Here is a 19834-nt window from a genome sequence, read left to right on the forward strand (position 1 = left end):
TCGCGCGGGGCGTAGACTTGATCGACTGGCCGTGAGGAAGGGGTGGCGATGACCGAGACCGCTTCCTCTGCGCCGCCGCCGTCTTCACTGCGACGCCTTGTGCCGCGCATCTTCTCGCGTGCCGCCCGTCGCGACGACGTCGACAAGCTGCTGCGAACGGTGCGCACGCATCACCCCAAGGGTGATCTCGCGATCATCGAGCGCGCCTACGCCGTCGCCGACAAGGCGCACGACGGACAGAAGCGCCAGAGCGGCGAGCCGTACATCACGCACCCGCTCGCCGTCGCGCAGATCCTCGCCGAACTGGGGCTCGGACCGAAGGCCATCGCCGCGGCCCTGCTGCACGACACGGTCGAAGACACCGACTACCCCCTCGACGAGCTGGCCGCCGACTTCGGCGACGAGGTGGCGATGCTCGTCGACGGCGTCACCAAGCTCGACAAGGTCAAGTACGGCGACAGCGCGCAGGCCGAGACCGTCCGCAAGATGATCGTGGCGATGTCGAAAGACATCCGCGTGCTGCTGATCAAGCTCGCCGACCGCCTGCACAACGCGCGCACCTGGGGCTTCGTCCCGCCCCACAAGGCGGCCAAGAAGGCCACCGAGACGCTCGAGATCTACGCTCCGCTGGCTCACCGCCTCGGCATCCAGGCGATCAAGAGCGAGCTCGAAGACCTCTCGTTCGCGGTCATGCACCCCAAGCTCTACGCCGAGATCGAGAGCCTCGTCAAGCAGCGCACCCCCCAGCGCGAGCAGTACGTGCAGAACGTGATCGACGCCGTCGACGCCGACCTGCGCGAGCTCCGCGTGCGCGGGCGCGTCATGGGTCGCCCGAAGCAGCTGTACTCGGTGTACCAGAAGATGGTCGTGCGGGGCCGCGAGTTCGACGACATCTACGACCTCATCGGCATCCGGATCCTCGTGGGCACCGTGCGCGACTGCTACGCGGTCCTCGGCGCGATCCACGCGCGGTGGACGCCGCTGCCCGGGCGGTTCAAGGACTACATCGCCACGCCCAAGTTCAACCTGTACCAGTCGCTGCACACGACGGTGATCGGCCCGGGCGGACGCACGGTCGAGATCCAGATCCGCACGAACGAGATGCACCAGCAGGCCGAGTTCGGCGTGGCCGCGCACTGGAAGTACAAAGAGCGCATGGCCGGCGGCAAGACCGACGCGAAGGCCGTCGACGCCGACATGGCGTGGATCGCGCACATCTCCGACTGGCAGGCCGAGACCGCCGACCCGGGGGAGTTCCTCGACTCGCTGCGCTTCGAGATCGGCGCCAAAGAGGTCTACGTCTTCACGCCGAAGGGGCGTGTCGTGGGTCTTCCCACCGGCGCCACCCCCGTCGACTTCGCCTACGCCGTGCACACCGAGATCGGCCACCGCACGATGGGCGCCAAGGTCAACGGTCGCCTCGTGCCGCTGGAGTCGACCCTGCAGAGCGGCGACGTCGTCGAGGTCTTCACCTCGAAGAACCCGGATGCGGGCCCCAGCCAGGACTGGCTCGGCTTCGTCAAGAGCACGCGCGCGCGCAACAAGATCCGCGGGTGGTTCACCAAGGAGCGTCGCGAAGAGGCCATCGAGCAGGGCAAGGACTCCATCGCCCGCGCCATGCGCCGGCAGAACCTGCCGCTGCAGCGCCTGATGAACCAGGACTCGTTCACCGAGGTGGCGCGGCAGTTCCACTACGAGGACGTCTCCGCCCTGTACGCCGCTGTCGGCGAAGGTCACGTCTCGACCCAGTCGGTCATCGAGAAGGTGACCGCGCTCGTCAGCGCCGAAGAGACCAACACCGGTCCCATCGACATCCCCGTCGGGCGCAGCCGTGCCCCGCGCGGCGGAGACTCCGGCGTCCTCGTGCGCGGAGCCCCCGACATCCTCGTCAAGCTCGCCAAGTGCTGCACGCCCGTGCCGGGCGACGAGATCGTCGGCTTCGTCACACGCGGCAGCGGAGTCTCGGTGCACCGCGGCGACTGCACCAACGTGCGCTCGCTCAAGGAAGAGCCCGACCGTCTCATCGAGGTCGAGTGGGCACCCACCACCAAGAGCGTGTTCCTCGTGCAGATCCAGGTCGAGGCCCTCGATCGCTCGGGTCTGCTGAGCGACGTCACGCGCGTGCTCAGCGAGCATCACGTCAACATCCTCTCGGCGACCGTGTCGACCACCAACGACCGCCTCGCCCTGAGCAAGTTCGTGTTCGAGATGGGCGACACCGTGCACCTCGACCGCGTGCTCAACGCCGTGCGCCGCATCGACGCCGTGTACGACGTGTACCGCGTCACCTCGTCGTAAGGCCGGCGTCTCACGGCCGGGGCTCGAGCCGGTCTGCGTGGCTCGACGCGAGCCTCTCATCGTCATGGCGGCCGGGGGGATCCGACGTGTCAGGTCGATCGCTGCGTCTCGGACCGCCCCGCCGCCGTCTGCGCGAGCACGTCGACGGCGCGACGGGCGAAGGGGAATCGCGGATGCCGCGCGAGCCACTCGACCGCTTCATCCCGAGCCCCGGGGTCGTCGATGCCCCAGGCGCGAGCGGCGCGACGCTCGGTCTCGTCGTCGCTGCGTGCCAGGTCGACGAGGGTGCGCACGGGTGAGGTGACGAACACCCCCGCGACCTGTCGCACGTCGGCGGCCGCGAGTCGCACCTCGTGAGACACGACGCGCGCGTCGTGCGCCGCGCGGGCGCGGGTGGCCGCGACGCGCTGCACGTGGTGCCGGTACGGCTCGGTCAGCACTCCGCCGTGGATCCACGCGGCGCTCGTGCGGATCGCCGCCCAGCGCTCGCCCACGAGCGGGGCGATGCTGCGCGCACGCATCCACGGCGTCTCGACGGCGTCGGCGGGGATGTAGCCCGCCCCGAGCGGGACCAGGATGCCGTCGAGGCATGCGGCGGTGAGTTCGGCGATCGACAGACGCTCACCGGGGAAGAACAGAAAGGGCGACACCATTCCGCCAGTGTGGCGGGAACGGTGTCGCCCCGTGACGGAAGTCCGTCAGCCTGTGGATAACCCGATGGGTCGGCCTGTTCAGCCGCCGAGCGCGCGCAGCCAGGTGCGGCGCGCCTCGAGGGCTTCCTGCACCTGGGCCACGGCGCGCTTGTCGCCCTTGGCCTCGGCGGCGGCGAGCTCGGCCTCGAGCTTGTCGATGGCGTCGGTGAGCTGGCGCGTCATGTCGTTGGCGCGCGCCTTCTGCTCGGGATCGTTGCGCTTCCAGTCGGCGTCTTCGCGGGTGCGCACGCTCTGCTCGATCTTGCGGAGCTCGTCGTCGAGGGCGCGCTCCTTGTCGCGGGGGAAGATGCGACCGATCTCGTCCCACTGACGCTGGATCGCGGTGAGCTTCTGGCGCGCCGTGGCGATGTTCTTCTCATCGACGATCGGAGCGGCCTCCTGCAGCAGCACGCGCTTCTGCTCGATCTTCTCCTTCGACGCCTCGGCGTCGGCCGACTCGCGCTCGATGCGCGCACCGTAGAGAGCGTCGCCGGCGGCCTTGAAGCGGGCCCAGAGGGCGTCGTCGACCTTGCGGCCGGCGCGGCCGGTGGCCTTCCACGCGTCGAGCAGATCGCGGTACGCGCCGATGCCGTCCTCACCGCGAGGGGCAAGTGCCTCGGCACGCTCCACCAGGCGGGTCTTCGCCTCGCGCGCGGCCTTGTGGGTCTCGTCGAGCGACGAGAAGAACTCGCGGCGGTGGCGGTCGACCGTGGCGCGGGCGTCGCGGAAGCGGCGCCACAGCTGCTGGGCGGTCGACTTCGACAGGCGCGGACCGTTCTGCTGGTGAGCCTGCCACCGGTCGAACAGCGCGGTCATGTCGGCCGTCATCTGCTTCCACTGCACCGTCTGCGGGTCGCGGGCGGCGAGGGCCTCGGCCTCCTCGACGATCGCGGTGCGCTCGCGCACGGCCTCTTCGGTGGCCTGCTTGGCGGCGACGGCCTCGGTCTCACTCGCCTCGGCGAGTTCGGAGGTGAGAGCGTCGACGCGGGCGATGAGAGCCGAGAGGTCGCCGACCGCTGCGGCACCGTCGAGCTTGCCGTGCAGCGCCTTGGCCGCGGCACGCAGGTCGGATGCCGAGGCGCCACCGCGACGGTGACGGGTCTCGAGCAGCGTGACCTCGCCGGCGAGGTCGGCGAACTTGCGCTGGAAGTAGGCGAGGGCCTCGGCGGGGGTGCCGTCGGGGTACTGCCCGACGACGCGCCACTCGTCGCCCTCGCGGACCGACACGGTGCCTTCGTCATCGACGCGGCCCCAGGGCTCGGTCGACGAGGTGGAGGCCTTCTTGCCGGGCGGGGGACCGGGCACGCGCGCACCCGGACGGGGGCCGGGGGCCACCGGGGCGGCCGGAGTCTCATCGGTCGCGGACGCGTCCTCGGCGGGAGCGTCCTCGGCAGCGGCGTCGTCGGCCGAAACCTCGTCAGCGGCAGGGGCGTCCTCGACCGTATCCGCGGCAGGAGCCTCATCAGCGGGAGCATCCTCGACGGGAGCGTCCTCCGCAGGAGCATCCTCGGCGGGAGCCTCGCCAGCGGCGGGGGCGTCAGTCGCGTCCTCGACGGGGGATTCCTCGGCAGGAGCGTCCGACGTCTCATCGGCGGAAGCCGCAGCCGTCAGGTCGTCGGAGGCCACCGCATCCGGAGCCTCGACGGCCTCGGCCGTCTCGGCGCTGTCAGCCTGGGTGGTGTCGACCTCGACGTCGTTCGCGGGGTCGCGCGGGTCGGAGAACTCGGGGGTGGGGACGGAAGTCACGGGTAGCACCTCATCGCGGCAGAACCGCCTGGGGGAGAAGGACCCTCCGAGCCTAGTACGCGCGGCCCCCGCGAGACAGGATCAGGGCGTCGGCGTCGCCGCGGGAGCAGGCGTGGAGGGGGAGGCGTCGGGCGTCGACGCGGGTGTGGCGGGCGCCGACGGCGAGGGCGCGGGAGCACCGGGCCCGGCCACGAAGTAAGCGGTCTGCACGCCGACGGCTCCGGCGATCACGACGAGACCGACCACGACGGCGAGCAGGTTGTCACGCCGACGCCGGCGTCCCTGCCGCTCGTGCAGCTCGAGCCGCGCCTGGTAGGTGCGGGCGCGCTCACGCTGCTCCCGCGTCTGCCGGTCTTTTCCGCGCGTCGCCACCATCGACTCCTCTCGCCCGTCACGGGCCCCTCGATCCTACAAAGCGGCGCCCGGGTGACACTCCCCGCCCGCGCCCGGCGCGGTCCGCCCGCCCGGGCTCGATGTCGGAGGCCGCCGTTAGCCTGGAGGGGTGACCCCTTCCTCCGCCCTCTTCCAGGGCCAGACGCCGCTCGCCGTGCGCATGCGGCCGACCAGCCTCGACGAGGTCGCCGGCCAAGGGCACCTGCTGCGACCGGGATCACCGTTGGTCACACTCGCGACGACCGACTCCTCGTCATCCGCGTCGGCGGCCTCGGTCATCCTCTGGGGCCCGCCCGGCACCGGCAAGACGACGCTCGCCCAGGCCATCGCCCGGTCGTCGGGGCGACGCTTCGTGGAGTTGTCGGCGATCACCGCGGGCGTCAAAGACGTGCGCGAGGTCATGCAAGAGGCCCTCACCCAGCGCGATCTGTACGGGCAGTCGACGATCCTGTTCCTCGACGAGATCCACCGCTTCACCAAGGCCCAGCAAGACGCGCTGCTCCCCGGCGTCGAGAACGGCTGGGTCGTGCTCATCGCCGCGACCACCGAGAACCCGTCGTTCTCGGTGATCTCGCCCCTTCTCTCGCGCTCGCTCCTGCTGACCCTGCGGCCCCTCGGCGACGACGACCTCGGAGCCCTGGTGGATCGCGCGGTGACCGACCCCCGCGGCCTCGCCGGACGCGTGGTGCTCGACGACGACGCCCGGGCGGCCCTCGTGCGTCTGGCATCGGGCGACGCCCGACGCGCCCTCACCGCCCTCGAAGCCGCAGCCTCGGTGGCGGGCGACGATGCGGGGGCGACGGCCCCGGCCGTCCCCGACGCAGATGACGATGACGATGACGAAGACGACTCCGACGACGAAGAGGATCCCGGTCCGTTCACCGGCGGGGGAGACGAGCTCCCCGTCATCACCGCCGACCACATCGCCCAGGCCGTCGACCGCGCCCTGCTGCGCTACGACCGCCAGGGCGACGAGCACTACGACGTCATCAGCGCCTTCATCAAGTCGGTGCGGGGGTCGGATCCGGATGCCGCGATCCACTACCTCGCGCGCATGATCGAGGCGGGCGAGGACCCCCGCTTCATCGCGCGGCGCCTAGTCATCTCGGCCGCGGAAGACATCGGCATGGCCGATCCGCAGGCCCTGCAGATCGCGGTCGCCGCAGCCGACGCCGTCGCGTTCATCGGCATGCCCGAGGGGCGTATCCCCCTGGCCGAGGCGACCGTGTACCTGGCCACGACCGCAAAGTCGAACGCCGCCTACAACGCCATCAACGCCGCGATCGCCGACGTGCGCGCCGGCGGGTTCGGCCGCGTGCCGATGCACCTGCGCGACGCCCACTATCCCGGAGCCAAGCGGCTCGGGCACGGCAAGGGCTACAAATACGCGCACGACAGCGAGATCGGCATCGTCACGCAGCAGTACCTCCCCGACGAGCTCGTCGGTCGGCGCTACTACGAGCCCACCAGTCACGGCGCCGAGCGCGACGTGTCGGCACGACTCGAGAAGATCCGCCGCATCCTCGAGGGGCGCTGACACAGCATCCGGAATGCTCCCGGCCCGCTCTGATAGCATGAACCGGCTCGAAACAGGGTTTTCGGGCATCCCCTCCTTCCTGTGATCACCTTCCGGTGCGCCCCGGCGTGCGCTTCGGATCGGGCGGAAGGGGGCGATACGCCCGTGAGCCGTGAAAGGCGCGGCCACGTCATCGGAAGGAGAACTTCGTGACCACGAAGTCTCAGGACCGCCGCAAGGTGCGTCTGTCGCGCGCCCTCGGCGTCGCACTCACCCCCAAGGCCGCCCGCTACCTCGAGAAGCGTCCCTACGCTCCCGGTGAGCACGGCCGCACCAAGCGCAAGGCCGACAGCGACTACGCCGTCCGTCTCCGTGAGAAGCAGCGTCTGCGCGAGCAGTACGGCATCCGCGAGAAGCAGCTTCGCATCGCGTTCAACGAGGCCCGCCGCACCGACGGCCTGACCGGTGAGAACCTGGTCGAGCTGCTCGAGATGCGTCTGGACGCCCTCGTCGTGCGTTCGGGCTTCGCCCGCACCACCGCGCAGGCTCGCCAGCTCGTCGTGCACCGCCACATCATGGTCGACGGCCAGCTCGTGGACCGCCCGTCGTTCCGCGTCAAGCCGGGTCAGCTGATCCACGTCAAGACCAAGAGCGAGGGCCTCGAGCCCTTCCAGGTCGCCGCCGCCGGTGGGCACGCCGAAGTGCTGCCCCCCGTTCCGGGCTACCTCGAGGTCGACCTCTCCACGCTGCAGGCGAAGCTTCTGCGTCGCCCCAAGCGCGCCGAGGTTCCCGTGACGTGTGAAGTTCAGCTCGTCGTCGAGTACTACGCCGCCCGCTGATCCCAGCGAGCACAGAAGGGCGTCGGGTTCTCCCGGCGCCCTTCGTCGTTCCCGGGTCGCGCTCACGCGCGGCCCTGCTCGAGCCACCTCCCTGCTCGCGCTGGGTTCGTTTGCCCCAGACGGCGGGTCTTGCCCGGCCCCGATGACCGTCTGCGGCAATCGAACGCGCGCGGCGTGGATTCGTGTGCCCGAGATGGCGCGCGCTCCGCCCAGCCGCCGACCACATGCGGCAATCGAACGCGGAGGGGTCGATGCGGCCGCCCCGCACGGTGCCGGTGCGGGTGCGCGCTGGGGGCCGTTGGCGGGATGGACGCCGGATAGGCGGCATACACAGGTCTTCCTTGCGCGCACCGCGGGGGCCGTCGCTTACGATGAGGGATGCCGCGATCGCGGCGTCGTATCGAGGAAGAAGTGGTGATCGTGAAAAGCCTCGTCTGGTTCGCGTTGGGTATCGCCGGTGGTTTCGTCGCCGCCCACCTGGTCAACAAGGACCCGCGCGGGCAGGAGGTGCTCGCCCAGCTCGACTCACGCATCGGCGAGTTCACCGACCGTATGAGCGACGCGTACCACCAGCAGGAGACCCGCCTCTCCGAGATCATCGACGACGCCAAGGGCGTCGCCGCCGTCGCTGTCGACAAGACCGCGGATGCCGTGGGCGACGCCGCCGCCACGGCCACGAAGGCCGTTTCCTCCTCCGACTAACCTCCCTGCGGCATCCATCCCCGAACATCGGGGCGAACCCGCACGCGCACGGAAAGACCCGCCATGAAAACCGCCGAGATCGCCCAGCGCTTCCTCGACTTCTTCGAGAAGAAGAACCACACGATCGTCCCCTCGGCCTCGCTCGTCACCGACGACCCGGCCCTGCTGTTCACCGTGGCGGGCATGGTGCCCTTCATCCCGTACCTCAGCGGTGTCGTGCCGCCGCCGTACCCCCGCGCGGCCGACGTGCAGAAGTGCATCCGCACCAACGACATCGAAGAGGTCGGCAAGACCCCGCGTCACGGCACCTTCTTCCAGATGCTCGGCAACTGGTCGTTCGGCGACTACTTCAAGGAAGACGCGATCCGCTTCGCGTGGGAGCTGCTCACCGCGCCCGAGTCGGAGGGCGGACTCGCCTTCGATCCGAAGGACCTGTGGGTCACCGTCTACGAAGAGGACGACGAGGCCCGCGACCTCTGGCTGAAGCTCAGCACCCTGCCCGACGAGCGCATCCAGCGCCTCGGCAAGGACACGAACTACTGGTCCACCGGCCTGCCGGGCCCCGCCGGCCCCTGCTCGGAGATCTTCTTCGACCGCGGTCCCGCGTACGGCATCGACGGCGGTCCCGCGACCGACGACGACCGCTACGTCGAGATCTGGAACCTCGTGTTCATGCAGTACGAGATCACCAACGTGCGCTCGAAGTACGACTTCGACATCGTCGGCGAGCTGCCCGCGAAGAACATCGACACCGGCATGGGCCTGGAGCGCATCGCGTTCATCAAGCAGGGCGTCGACAACATGTACGAGACCGACCAGGTGCGCCCCGTGCTCGACCTGGCCGCGAAGCTCGCGGGCAAGTCGTACGGCCAGGAGTCGCACGAAGACGACGTGCGCCTGCGCATCGTCGCCGACCACGTGCGCTCCTCGCTCATGCTGCTCGCCGACGGTGTGACCCCCTCGAACGAGGGACGCGGTTACATCCTGCGCCGCATCATGCGCCGCGCGATCCGCTCGATGCGCCTGCTGGGCGTCGAGGGCGCGACCTTCCCCGAGCTGTTCGCCGCCTCGCGCGACGCGATGAAGGAGTCGTACCCCGAGGTCGAAGCCGACTACGCGCGCCTCTCGGCCTACGCGATCGCCGAGGAGCAGACCTTCCTGCGCACGCTCGCGGCCGGGTCGGCGATCCTCGACCAGTCGGTCGTCGAGGCCAAGAACGGCGGCGGCACCACCCTGTCGGGCTCCGAGGCGTTCCTCCTGCACGACACCTACGGTTTCCCGATCGACCTCACGCTCGAGATCGCCGAAGAAGCCGGCCTGTCGGTCGACCGTGCCGCGTTCGACACGCTCATGCTTGAGCAGCGCACGCGCGCCAAGGCCGACGCCCGTGCCCGCAAGGGAGCGATCGCCGACCAGAGCGCGTACCGCGAGTTCCGCGCGCAGGGTGAGACCGTGTTCACCGGGTACACCGAGATGCAGACGGAGTCGAAGATCCTCGGCATCCTCGTGCAGGGCCAGGGCACCGACCGCGCGTCGGAGGGCCAGATCGCCGAGGTCATCCTCGCCGAGACCGCCCTGTATGCCGAGTCGGGCGGCCAGGTCGCCGACAAGGGCGTCATCGTCGGCCCGGGCTACGAGCTCGAGGTGCTCGACGTGCAGCGCCCCGTTCCGGGCCTGGTCAGCCACACCGTCGAGGTCACCACCGGAGAGGTGTCGGTCGGCGCCCCCGCGACGACGGTGGTCGACGCGCTCAACCGCCACGCGGCTCAGCAGGCGCACACCGCGACGCACCTCGTGCACGCGGCGATCCGCGACACGCTCGGCAAGAGCGCGACGCAGACCGGTTCGCTCAACCGCGCCGGCTACATGCGCTTCGACTTCAGCTGGGGCTCGGCGCTGTCGCCCGAGACCCGCACCGAGATCGAGGACATCGCCAACAACGCCGTCCGCGACAACCTCGAGGTCACCACGCGCGTGATGTCGCTCGATGAGGCGAAGGCCGCCGGCGCCATGGCGCTGTTCGGCGAGAAGTACGGCGACACCGTGCGCATGGTCGACATCGGCGGCCCCTGGTCGCGTGAGCTGTGCGGTGGCACCCACGTCGCCCGCAGCGCTGAGATCGGCCTGGTCAACCTCGTCGGCGAGCAGTCGGTCGGCGCCTCCAATCGTCGTGTCGAGGCCCTCGTCGGTCTCGACGCCTTCCGCGACCTCGCCGCCGAGCGCGCGATCGTCTCGCAGCTCAGCTCGAGCCTGAAGACGCCGCGCGAGCAGCTGCCCACGCGCATCGCCGAGCTCGCCGCCAACCTCAAGGCCGCCGAGAAGAAGATCGCGGCCTTCGAGGCGCAGGCCCTGACCGGTCGCCTGCCGCAGCTGGTCGAGTCGGCCGTCGCGGTCGGCACGGTGCGCGTCGTCGCGCAGAGCCTGGGGGAGGGCGCGTCGGCCGACGACGTGCGCTCGCTCGCCCTGCAGGTGCGCGACCGTCTGGGCACCGACCCGGCCGTGGTGGCGCTGGCGAGCGTCGCGGGTGGTCGTGCCACCGTCGTCGTCGTCACCAACGACGCCGCGCGCGAGCGCGGCCTCGCCGCGGGTGCCCTGGCCAAGAACGCCGCGGGTGTGCTCGGCGGCGGAGGCGGCGGACGCCCCGATGTCGCCCAGGGCGGCGGTACGGATGCCGCGGCTCTGCCCCAGGCGCTTGACGGGGTCGTCGCCGACGTGCGGGCAACCACCGCGTGACGGAGTTCCGCCGTGGCATCCGCCTCGGCATCGATGTGGGGCGCGCCCGCGTGGGCGTGGCGCGCTCCGACCCCGACGGTGTGCTCGCCGTTCCGGTCGAGACGGTCCAGCGCAAGAAGGAGGCGGTGCGACGCATCGTCGCCCTCGCGGCCGAGTACGAGGCGTTCGAGGTGCTCGTCGGTCTGCCGCTGAACCTGCGCGGCGACGACACGCCCTCGACCACCGACGCGCGGGCGTTCGCCCAAGCCCTCGCCGACGCCCTGCCGATGCCGGTGCGCCTGGTCGACGAGCGCCTGAGCACCGTGTCGGCGCACGGCGTGCTGAGAGAAGCAGGACGTTCCCAGCGCGATTCTCGTAGCATTGTGGATCAAGTCGCCGCTGTGGTGCTGCTGCAGCAGGCGCTCGACGTGGAGCGACAGTCCGGCGAGCCGGCCGGACCCGCCGTCACACCGGGACAGGAGCCCGCCTGACAATGCCCGAGAACCAGCCCCCCGAGAACGACCCGTTCGCCGACCTGTACGGCCGTCTGCCCGACCCCCGCCGGGGCGCGCGGTCTGCGTCCGGCGACGACGCCGCACCCCCGTCGCGCCGTGCCGCGCGCGAGGCCCGCCGCACGCAGACGGGTCCGACCCCCACCCCCGAGTCGTCCGACGCCCCGACGCCCGACGCCGCCTCGCGCTTCGATGCGGCCCGCCGTGCCCCCGAAGACATCCCCGCGGCTCCGCCAGTCGAGATCGCCCGTCCCGCCGCGCAGGACACCCCGGCCCCCGCGCCCGCCCCACACGCTGCCGACGACGGCCCCACCGTCGTGCCGACGGCCGTCCCGGCCGCGGAGGTTCCGGATGCCGCGCCCCGGCGCACGGCATCCGCCCCCGCTCTCCGCGGAGACGACCTGGCCCAGCCCGGCCCGGTCCGGCGAGGCACGGACGGCCCCGCCCTCTCTTCGGACGCCGCGCGCCGCTCCGCTGCCGCCGCGCCCGCGCCGGCAGCCCCCTCCGGCCCGCCCGCTACCGCTTCGACCCCGGTCGAGCCCGCGCGCGACGAGGTGCGCGAACCCGTGCTCGTCGGCGCCGGAGCCGCGGCCGCCGGGTCTGCGGCATCCGGTTCGCGTTCCGCAGCAGCGGGGTCGCTCGAAGACCTCTTCACCGGCCAGACGACCACCCACGACATCGGCGAGCACGCCCCGCGCGCAGCGAAGAAGCGTCGACGCATCGCGGGGTGGATCGCCCTCGCGATCGTCGTCCTGATCGTCGGCGGCGTGGCCGCCGGGGGCATGTACGTCTGGAACACCTACGGCGATCGCGTGCGCGAATTCCTCGGCACGAGCGAGCCCGTCGAGTACGCCCCCGGCGAGGCCACCGGCGAAGCCCGCGTGACGATCGTCGCGGGTGACACGGGTGAGTCCGTCTCTCCAAAGCTCTTCGACGCGGGCGTGACCAAGGCGTCGAACTCGCTGTACAAGTACATGGTCGACAACGCGGTGGGCTTCACCTTCCAGCCCGGCGTCTACAAGCTGCAGCAGAAGATGACCTCCGAGGCGGTCATCGCGGCGCTGAAAGACCCGGCCACCCGGCTGAACTACTCGGTGCAGCTGCGCGAGGGCCTGACCCTCAACCAGTCGCTCGACCTCATCGCGGACCAGCTCAAGATCCCGCGCGCCGACCTCGACGCCGCGACCGCCGACCCCTCGCAGTACGGGGTTCCGGCCTCGACGCTCGAGGGCTGGATCTTCCCGGCCACCTACGACTTCGACGAGGGCGTCACCGCGCAGCAGGTCATCCAGACCATGGTGCAGCGCACCGTGCAGTCGCTCGACAAGGCCGGAGTGCCCGAAGGCGATCGCGAGCGGATCCTCATCATCGCCTCGATCATCGAGCGCGAGGCCCGCAGCAGCGAGGACTTCTACAAGGTCTCGCGCGTGATCGAGAACCGCCTGCAGCCCGACAACACCGAGACGCACGGCCTGCTGCAGATGGACTCCACGGCCCAGTACGGCGCGAACGAACTCGACGCCGGCTCGTCGTCGTCGAGCGAGAACGCGCTGACGAGCGACAACCCGTGGAACACCTACATCCGCCCGGGGCTCCCCGTCGGACCGATCGCGAATGCCGGCGACCTCGCCATCGACGCGGCCATGCACCCCGTCGACGGCACCTGGTACTACTTCACGACCGTCAACCTGGCCACCGGCGAGACGGTGTTCTCGACCACCTACGCCGACCAGTTGAAAGCGGTCGACCAGTTCCAGGCCTGGTGCCGCGAGAACCCCGACGGCGGATGCTGAGCGGCCCGACCCGGCTGGCCGTCTGGGGCGACCCGATCGCGCATTCGCGGTCGCCCCGGCTGCACGCCGCGGCCTACGGCGTGCTCGGGCTCGACTGGGAGTACGACCGGCGCCAGGTCGATGACGCGTCGTTCATCGGCGAGATCGCAGCCCTCGACGCCACGTGGCGGGGACTGTCGCTCACGATGCCGCTCAAGCAGGTCGCTGCGGCCCGCGCGGCGACCCTCGACGATGACGCGCGCTTGACCGGCGCCGTCAACACGTATTTGCTGACCGCCGACGGACCGCACGGGTTCAACACCGACGTCGGCGGCCTCGCGCGCGCCCTGGACGAGTACGGCGTGCGCGAGCCGCGGCTGGTGCGGGTGCTCGGCGCGGGGGCGACGGCGACCTCCGCGGTGGTGGCGGCGGCCCGCGCCGGAGCCTCGACGATCGAGGTGCGCGCCCGTCGCCCCGAAGCGGCCGCACGGCTCACGGAGCTCGGGACGGCGCTGCAGGTCGAGGTGCGGGCGCGATCGCTGGACGATCCGCATCTCGCGTCGGCGGATGCCACGATCGCGGCGCTCCCGGGCGGGATCGACCTCGGCCCGGTCGGCGACGCCCTGGCATCCGGCTCCGGCCCGCTCGTCGATGTCGTCTACGGCGGATGGCCGACGCCGCTCGCCCTCGCGTGGGAACGAGCGGGCGTCGCCGCGCACGACGGCCTGGGGATGCTGCTGCACCAGGCCCTGCTGCAGGTGCGAGTGTTCGTGGGGGAGGACCCGGCTCGCCTCCTCTCGCGCGAGCCCGAGGTGCTGGCCGCAATGCGCATCGCGCTCATGGGAGACTAGGGACATGCTTCGCGTCTTCACCGCCGGCGAGTCCCACGGCCCCGAATTGATCGCCCTCATGGAGGGGATGCCGGCCGGCGTTCCCGTCTCGTCGGCGCAGATCCGCGCCGAGCTGGCGCGTCGGCGCCTGGGCTACGGCCGCGGCTCGCGCATGAAGTTCGAAGAAGACGAGCTCACGCTCTCGACCGGCATCGTGCACGGCTTCACCATCGGCAGCCCCATCGCGCTGCGCATCGGCAACACCGAGTGGCCGAAGTGGACCGAGGTGATGAGCCCCGAGCCCGTCGAGCTCTCCGACCGCTCGCGCGGCCGCGGCGCCGCCCTCACGCGTCCGCGCCCCGGTCACGCCGACCTCGTCGGCATGCAGAAGTACGGCTTCGACGAGGCACGTCCGATTCTCGAGCGCGCCTCGGCCCGCGAGACCGCCGCGCGCGTGGCCCTCGGCGCCATCGCCCGGTCGTTCCTGGGCGAACTCGGCATCCGCCTCGTCAGCCACACGCTGTCGATCGGGCCGGTCCGCTCGCCCGAAGACGCAGCTCTCCCCACCCCCGATGACGTCGAGCGTCTCGACGCCGATCCGCTGCGGTGCTTCGACGCCGACACCTCGGCCGCCATGGTCGCCGAGGTCGACGACGCGAAGAAGTCGGGCGACACCCTCGGCGGCGTCGTCGAGGTGCTCGCGTACGGCCTGCCCCCGGGACTCGGCTCGCACGTGCAGTGGGACCGCCGCCTCGACGCGAGGCTCGCGCAGGCGCTCATGAGCATCCAGGCGATCAAGGGCGTCGAGGTCGGCGACGGCTTCCTCACCACGACCCGCCGTGGCTCGCAGGCGCACGACGAGCTGTTCGCCACCGACGGCGGCATCACCCGCTCGTCCGACCGCGCGGGCGGCACCGAGGGCGGCATGTCGACCGGGACCGTGCTGCGCGTGCGCGCGGGCATGAAGCCGATCGCCACGATCCCCAAGGCGCTGCGCACCGTCGACGTCGCCACCGGCGACACCGCCGCGGCCCACCACCAGCGTTCCGACGTCTGCGCCGTGCCCGCCGCGGGCGTGGTCGCCGAGGCCATGGTCGCCGTGACGCTCGCCGACGCGGTGCTCGAGAAGTTCGGGGGCGACAACGTCGCCGAGACGCGGCGCAACCTCGAGTCGTACCTGGCGAACCTGTCCGAGACGCTGCGCACGAGCGACGCGTCCGACGCGGCGCTGCTCGCGCATGACCTCGCCTGAGCGGGTGCCCGCCGACGATCCGCACACCGGGGCGCCCGGTCCCGCCGTCGTGCTCATCGGTCCGATGGGCGCCGGCAAGACGAGCGTCGGTCGTCGCGTCGCGCGTGCGCTCGGCACGACCTTCACCGACACCGACAAGCTCGTCGTGCGCGACCATGGACCCATCCGCGACCTGTTCCTCGCCCACGGCGAGCCGCACTTCCGCGCGCTTGAGCGCGAGGCCGTCGTCGAGGCCCTCGGGCGCGGCGGGGTCGTCGCCCTCGGCGGCGGAGCCGTGCTCGACCCGCTCACCCGCGAACGCCTCACCTCGCACCGCGTCGTTCTGCTGACGGTGTCGCCGCACGTGGTGGCTTCGCGCATCCACGGCGACGAGCGTCCGCTCCTCGGCGGCGAAGACCCGGCCGAACGCTGGCTGCGCATCTTCGAGGAGCGCCGGCCCATCTACGAATCCACCGCCCACATCGCGTTCGACACGTCATCGGGGCCGTTGTCCCGCGTGGTCGACGACATCGTGGCCTGGGCGCAGAGCGTCCCGGCCCAGGAGGCACCATGAGCGACACCACGACCATCTCCGTCGCCGGCGACCCCGGTTACGACATCACCGTCGGCCGAGGGCTGCTCGCGACCCTCGGCGAGAAGCTGCCCGCCGGAGCGCAGAAGGTGCTCATCGTGCACCCGCCGACCCTCGCGAAGCAGGCCGAGGCGCTGCGCGCGCAACTCGTCGGCGACCGCCAGGTGCTCCTGGCCGAGATCCCGGATGCCGAGCAGGGCAAACGCGTCGAAGTGGCGGCGTTCTGCTGGCAAGTCATGGGACAGGCCGACTTCACCCGTACCGACGTCGTGATCGGCTTCGGCGGGGGAGCGGTCACCGACCTCGCCGGCTTCGTCGCCGCGACCTGGCTCCGCGGCGTCGCCCTCGTGCAGGTGCCCACCACCGTGCTCGGCATGGTGGACGCCGCCGTCGGCGGCAAGACCGGCATCAACACCGCCGAGGGCAAGAACCTCGTCGGTGCGTTCTGGCCTCCGGTCGCCGTGGTCTGCGACCTCGACCTTCTCGACACGCTCTCGAAGAACGAGGCCACCGCGGGGTTCGCCGAGGTGGTCAAGGCGGGCTTCATCTGGCATCCGGAGATCCTCGACCTCATCGAGGCCGACCCGACGGGGATCGTCGACCCGCGCGGTGACGCGTTCCGTCGCTGCGTCGAGCTGGCGATCGACATGAAGGCCCGCGTCGTCGGCGAAGACCTGCGCGAGGCAGGGCTGCGCGAAGTGCTGAACTACGGCCACACCCTCGGGCACGCGATCGAGCACGCCGAGCGCTACCGCTGGCGCCACGGCGCGGCCATCTCGGTCGGCATGGTGTTCGCCGCCGAGCTGTCGCGTCTGGCCGGTCGCCTGTCCGACGACGTCGCTCAGCGTCACCGCACGGTGCTGGAGTCGCTCGGCCTTCCGACGACCTACCGCGCCGGCGCGTTCCAGACGCTCAAGGCCACCATGCAGCGCGACAAGAAGAGCCGCGGCAGCATGCTGCGCTTCATCGTGCTCGACGACCTCGCCCGCCCCACCGTGCTGCAGGCTCCGGACGAGTCGCTGCTGTTCGCGGCGTATCAGGAGGTCGGTGCGTGAGCACCGCACGGTGCCGTGTGGAGACGGCGCGCGCGTGAGCTTCACCGTGCGCCGCGTGCGCGCGGGGGAGGGCGACCGCGTCCGCGCGCTGCGCCTGCGCGCGGTGAGCGACCCGGCGGCATCCATCGCCTTCCTCACCACCCTCGAGCAGGAGCGCACGCGTGCGCAGGAGTTCTGGGACGACCGAGCCTCGGCCGCCGCCGCGGGTGATGCGGCGGCGATGTTCATCGCGGAGCGCGACGACGCGTGGCTCGGTTCGGTGACGGTGCTCGTGCGTCGCGTGGGCGAGGTCGACCACACCGGTCGTCGCATCAGCGACGCGCGCGCCGACGTGGTCGGGGTGTACGTCGCGCCCGAACTCCGCGGCACGGGGGCGATCGACGCACTGCTCGACACCGCCGCGAGCTGGACCCGCGAGCAGGGCTTCGACACGCTCGCCCTCGACGTGCACGCCGACAACGTCCGCGCCCAGGCCGCCTATCGCCGCGCCGGGTTCGTCGCGACGGGCGAGGAGTTCACCGGCCCGATCGGCCCCGAGCTCGCGATGAGCCGCTCGCTCCGCACGCTCTGACGCGCGAGCCTCGCTGCGCACGCAGGACCCCGCGCACGCGAAAGCCCCGCCTCGCGGAGGAGACGGGGCTGTCGCGTCGCGCGTCAGACCGTGGCGGGAACGCGGCGCTCGGCCGCGAGACCCAGCTGGTCGGTGGGCACGTCCTTCGTCTCGCGAGCGGTCAGGGCGCTTACCGAGGCGATGACCGCGATGATCGCGGTGAAGACGCTGATCACGACCCAGCCGCCGGCGGACCCGCCACCGAGGGCCGCGACGATGCTGGGCGCGAAGCCGGCCATGAGGAAGCCGAGCTGCGTGCCGATCGCCATGCCCGAGAAGCGCACGCGGGTGCTGAACATCTCGCCGTAGAACGAGGGCCACACGGCGTTGGCGGCGGCGTATCCGCACGAGAAAGTGAGGATCGCCAGGCCGAAGGTCAGCAGGTCGTTCCCCGCGCCCATCGACAGCATGTAGAACGGCATGAACACCGCCGACGACAGCGCGCCGTAGATGAACACGGGCTTGCGACCGACGCGGTCGGCAAGCTTGCCGAACAGGGGCTGCGTGAACAGCGCGACGACGTTGGCGACCACGACGAGCCACAGGGTGACGCTGGCCGCGAGGCCCTGCTCCTTGCCGTAGGCGATCGCGAGCGTGCCGAACACGGTCGAGACCGCGGCGATGAACGCGCAGCAGATCACGCGCAGCACGTCGCGCCAGTGGTTCTTCAGCAGGGGGATCAGGGGCATGCGGGCGATCTGGCCGGTGGCCTTGGCCTGCTCGAACTCGGGCGTCTCGTGCAGGCTGCGGCGGATGAAGAACGCCACGATCACGACGACGGCGCTCAGCCAGAACGGGATGCGCCAGCCCCACGAGAACTTGATGTCGTCGGGCAGGGCGACCACCGGAATGAAGATGAGCGCGGCGAGGATCTGACCGCCCTGCGTACCGGTGAGGGTCCACGAGGTGAAGAACGAGCGACGCGAGTCGGGGGCGTGCTCGAGGGTGAGCGACGAGGCGCCCGCCTGCTCACCAGCGGCCGAGAGTCCCTGCGCGAGGCGGCAGAGCACGAGCAGCACCGGGGCGAACCACCCGATCTGGGCGAAGCCCGGCAGGCAGCCGATGATGAAGGTCGACAGACCCATCAGCACGAGCGTGAACATCAGCACCTTCTGGCGACCGATGCGGTCTCCGAAGTGGCCGAGGATCACGGCGCCGACGGGGCGGGCGATGTAGGCGAACCCGAAGGTCGCGAACGACATCACGAGGGCTGCCTGGTCGCCCGAGGGGAAGAACACCGTCGGGAAGATGAGGGCGGCGGCAGAGCCGAACAGGAAGAAGTCGTAGTACTCCACGGCGCTTCCCATGAAGCTGGCGGTGGCCGCCTTCACGGGAGTCTTCCGCGTCGTTGCGGTGGTGGTCATGGACGAGTGCTCCTTAGCGGGAGAGGGCCGGGCCGACGGGGACGTCGGTGGTCGACCCGGGGGTGACGAGGTCGAGGAAATGGGCGGTCATGCGGTCGGGATCGGGTCGCGTCCCGGTGATGAGGGCGAAGGCGTCGACGGCCTGGTGGACCGCCATGCGTCCGCCGCTGAGGGTGCGGCATCCGCGCTCGCGCGCGGTGACGAGGAGTTCGGTGTCGAGGGGGCGGTAGACGATGTCGGCGACCCACAGCTCGGGGCGGAGCAGGTCGGCGTCGAGGGGGAGTCCCGGGTGCTCCGCCATGCCGACGGGGGTGCAGTGCACGAGGCCGTCGGCTTCCGCGAGCACGGCGGGCAGGTCGGCGGGGGAGGCGGTGCCGACGACGGCGAGCGGATGCCGTGCCGCGAGGTCGTCCGCGAGGCCCTGCGCCCGCGCGGGGTCGAGGTCGACGATGCTCAGCCGGGCGGTGCCCAGGCGCAGCAGCGCGTCGGCGACGGCCGACCCCGCCCCGCCGGCGCCGAGCTGGACGACGTGCCGGGTCTCGGCATCCGGGAGCCCGTCGGTGAACGCGGCGGCGAAACCCGTCGTGTCGGTGTTGTGGCCGACGCGGCCGGTCGGGGTGAAGAGCACGGTGTTGACCGCGCCGAGGGCGGCGGCGACCGGGTCGATGCGGTCGAGGTGCGCGAGCACGCTCTGCTTGCAGGGGTGGGTGACGTTGACGGCGTCGTAGCCGAGGCGTTCGGCCCAGGCGAGCACGTCGCCGATGCGGTCGGGGTCGATGCCGAGGGCCGTCAGGTCGAGCGGACGGTAGACGTAGGTGAGCCCGAGCGCACGCGCCTCGGCCATGTGCATGGGCGGCGTCAGCGACGGGAGCACGCCCGTGCCGATGAGGCCCACGAGATAGGGGTGCGAGTCGATCACGGTACTCCTTCGTCTCCGCGACACCGGCTTATGTACTAACCGGTACGTTCA

The 19834-nt window shown here is 71.2% G+C and carries 17 protein-coding genes; 12 read left to right on the top strand and 5 right to left on the bottom strand.

The features are described 5' to 3' along the window. Positions 1 to 48 precede the first annotated feature (48 nt). Positions 49 to 2298, top strand: coding sequence for a RelA/SpoT family protein (locus ABXS86_RS02890; protein WP_144833495.1), 2250 nt, complete (start codon positions 49 to 51; stop codon positions 2296 to 2298). Positions 2299 to 2387: 89 nt separating this feature from the next. On the opposite strand, the gene ABXS86_RS02895 is transcribed toward ABXS86_RS02890, so the two are convergent. The 3 genes from ABXS86_RS02895 to ABXS86_RS02905 form a co-directional block, all read right to left on the bottom strand. Beyond that, positions 2388 to 2951 (bottom strand): hypothetical protein, encoded by a 564-nt coding sequence (locus tag ABXS86_RS02895; protein WP_353665558.1) that lies wholly within the window; start codon positions 2949 to 2951, stop codon positions 2388 to 2390. A gap of 78 nt (positions 2952 to 3029) precedes the next feature. After that, positions 3030 to 4295 carry a DUF349 domain-containing protein gene (locus tag ABXS86_RS02900; protein WP_353666220.1) on the bottom strand — a complete coding sequence of 422 codons (1266 nt, stop codon included), beginning with the start codon at positions 4293 to 4295 and terminating at the stop codon, positions 3030 to 3032. A 522-nt stretch (positions 4296 to 4817) separates the two neighbouring features. Next, the gene (locus ABXS86_RS02905; RefSeq protein WP_353665559.1) at positions 4818 to 5111 is read right to left on the bottom strand and encodes a dioxygenase; all 294 of its coding nucleotides are present in this window, start codon (positions 5109 to 5111) and stop codon (positions 4818 to 4820) included. A gap of 127 nt (positions 5112 to 5238) precedes the next feature. On the opposite strand from ABXS86_RS02905, the gene ABXS86_RS02910 reads away from it, so the two are divergent. The 11 genes from ABXS86_RS02910 (at position 5239) to ABXS86_RS02960 (ending at position 17461) form a co-directional block, all read left to right on the top strand. After that, positions 5239 to 6666, top strand: coding sequence for a replication-associated recombination protein A (locus tag ABXS86_RS02910; RefSeq protein ID WP_353665560.1), 1428 nt, complete (start codon positions 5239 to 5241; stop codon positions 6664 to 6666). A gap of 188 nt (positions 6667 to 6854) precedes the next feature. Continuing rightward, entirely contained in the window at positions 6855 to 7484 is a 630-nt protein-coding gene (gene rpsD, locus ABXS86_RS02915) for a 30S ribosomal protein S4 (RefSeq protein ID WP_144833486.1), read from the top strand. Positions 7485 to 7898: 414 nt separating this feature from the next. Next, the gene (locus ABXS86_RS02920; protein ID WP_353665561.1) at positions 7899 to 8186 is read left to right on the top strand and encodes an ATPase; all 288 of its coding nucleotides are present in this window, start codon (positions 7899 to 7901) and stop codon (positions 8184 to 8186) included. Positions 8187 to 8249: 63 nt separating this feature from the next. Beyond that, the gene (gene alaS / locus ABXS86_RS02925) at positions 8250 to 10919 is read left to right on the top strand and encodes an alanine--tRNA ligase (RefSeq protein WP_353665562.1); all 2670 of its coding nucleotides are present in this window, start codon (positions 8250 to 8252) and stop codon (positions 10917 to 10919) included. Continuing rightward, positions 10916 to 11389: a Holliday junction resolvase RuvX gene (gene ruvX / locus ABXS86_RS02930; protein ID WP_307211050.1), complete on the top strand. Its 474-nt coding sequence runs from the start codon at positions 10916 to 10918 to the stop codon at positions 11387 to 11389. The genes alaS and ruvX overlap by 4 nt, the downstream gene beginning before the upstream one ends. A 2-nt stretch (positions 11390 to 11391) precedes the next feature. Next, positions 11392 to 13203 carry an endolytic transglycosylase MltG gene (gene mltG / locus ABXS86_RS02935; protein WP_353665563.1) on the top strand — a complete coding sequence of 604 codons (1812 nt, stop codon included), beginning with the start codon at positions 11392 to 11394 and terminating at the stop codon, positions 13201 to 13203. Continuing rightward, positions 13197 to 14033 carry a shikimate dehydrogenase gene (locus ABXS86_RS02940; protein ID WP_353665564.1) on the top strand — a complete coding sequence of 279 codons (837 nt, stop codon included), beginning with the start codon at positions 13197 to 13199 and terminating at the stop codon, positions 14031 to 14033. The genes mltG and ABXS86_RS02940 overlap by 7 nt, the downstream gene beginning before the upstream one ends. 4 nt (positions 14034 to 14037) lie before the next feature. Next, the gene (aroC, locus tag ABXS86_RS02945) at positions 14038 to 15264 is read left to right on the top strand and encodes a chorismate synthase (protein ID WP_353665565.1); all 1227 of its coding nucleotides are present in this window, start codon (positions 14038 to 14040) and stop codon (positions 15262 to 15264) included. Further along, a complete protein-coding gene (locus ABXS86_RS02950) occupies positions 15251 to 15817 on the top strand; it encodes a shikimate kinase (protein WP_307211043.1) in 567 nt (188 codons plus the stop codon). Before aroC ends, ABXS86_RS02950 begins: the two co-directional genes overlap by 14 nt. Beyond that, positions 15814 to 16890: a 3-dehydroquinate synthase gene (gene aroB, locus ABXS86_RS02955; RefSeq protein ID WP_144833474.1), complete on the top strand. Its 1077-nt coding sequence runs from the start codon at positions 15814 to 15816 to the stop codon at positions 16888 to 16890. The genes ABXS86_RS02950 and aroB overlap by 4 nt, the downstream gene beginning before the upstream one ends. Continuing rightward, the gene (locus ABXS86_RS02960; RefSeq protein WP_353665566.1) at positions 16883 to 17461 is read left to right on the top strand and encodes a GNAT family N-acetyltransferase; all 579 of its coding nucleotides are present in this window, start codon (positions 16883 to 16885) and stop codon (positions 17459 to 17461) included. Before aroB ends, ABXS86_RS02960 begins: the two co-directional genes overlap by 8 nt. 83 nt (positions 17462 to 17544) lie before the next feature. Here ABXS86_RS02960 and ABXS86_RS02965 read toward each other — a convergent pair whose 3' ends face one another. Next, positions 17545 to 18864, bottom strand: coding sequence for an MFS transporter (locus tag ABXS86_RS02965; RefSeq protein WP_307211036.1), 1320 nt, complete (start codon positions 18862 to 18864; stop codon positions 17545 to 17547). Positions 18865 to 18877: 13 nt separating this feature from the next. Beyond that, a complete protein-coding gene (locus tag ABXS86_RS02970) occupies positions 18878 to 19783 on the bottom strand; it encodes a shikimate dehydrogenase (RefSeq protein ID WP_307211034.1) in 906 nt (301 codons plus the stop codon). Between the last annotated feature and the right edge of the window lie 51 nt (positions 19784 to 19834).

Source organism: Microbacterium sp. che218 (genome assembly GCF_040436305.1).
Taxonomy (GTDB): Bacteria; Actinomycetota; Actinomycetes; order Actinomycetales; family Microbacteriaceae; genus Microbacterium; species Microbacterium algihabitans.

Bases quoted from the DNA above. Each gene is read 5' to 3' on its own strand.
- ABXS86_RS02905 (WP_353665559.1), bottom strand. From the start codon at position 5,111: ATGGTGGCGACGCGCGGAAAAGACCGGCAGACGCGGGAGCAGCGTGAG.
- aroC (WP_353665565.1), top strand. From the start codon at position 14,038: ATGCTTCGCGTCTTCACCGCCGGCGAGTCCCACGGCCCCGAATTGATC.
- ABXS86_RS02890 (WP_144833495.1), top strand. From the start codon at position 49: ATGACCGAGACCGCTTCCTCTGCGCCGCCGCCGTCTTCACTGCGACGC.
- ABXS86_RS02895 (WP_353665558.1), bottom strand. From the start codon at position 2,951: ATGGTGTCGCCCTTTCTGTTCTTCCCCGGTGAGCGTCTGTCGATCGCC.
- alaS (WP_353665562.1), top strand. From the start codon at position 8,250: ATGAAAACCGCCGAGATCGCCCAGCGCTTCCTCGACTTCTTCGAGAAG.
- ABXS86_RS02965 (WP_307211036.1), bottom strand. From the start codon at position 18,864: ATGACCACCACCGCAACGACGCGGAAGACTCCCGTGAAGGCGGCCACC.
- ABXS86_RS02950 (WP_307211043.1), top strand. From the start codon at position 15,251: ATGACCTCGCCTGAGCGGGTGCCCGCCGACGATCCGCACACCGGGGCG.
- ABXS86_RS02940 (WP_353665564.1), top strand. From the start codon at position 13,197: ATGCTGAGCGGCCCGACCCGGCTGGCCGTCTGGGGCGACCCGATCGCG.
- aroB (WP_144833474.1), top strand. From the start codon at position 15,814: ATGAGCGACACCACGACCATCTCCGTCGCCGGCGACCCCGGTTACGAC.
- mltG (WP_353665563.1), top strand. From the start codon at position 11,392: ATGCCCGAGAACCAGCCCCCCGAGAACGACCCGTTCGCCGACCTGTAC.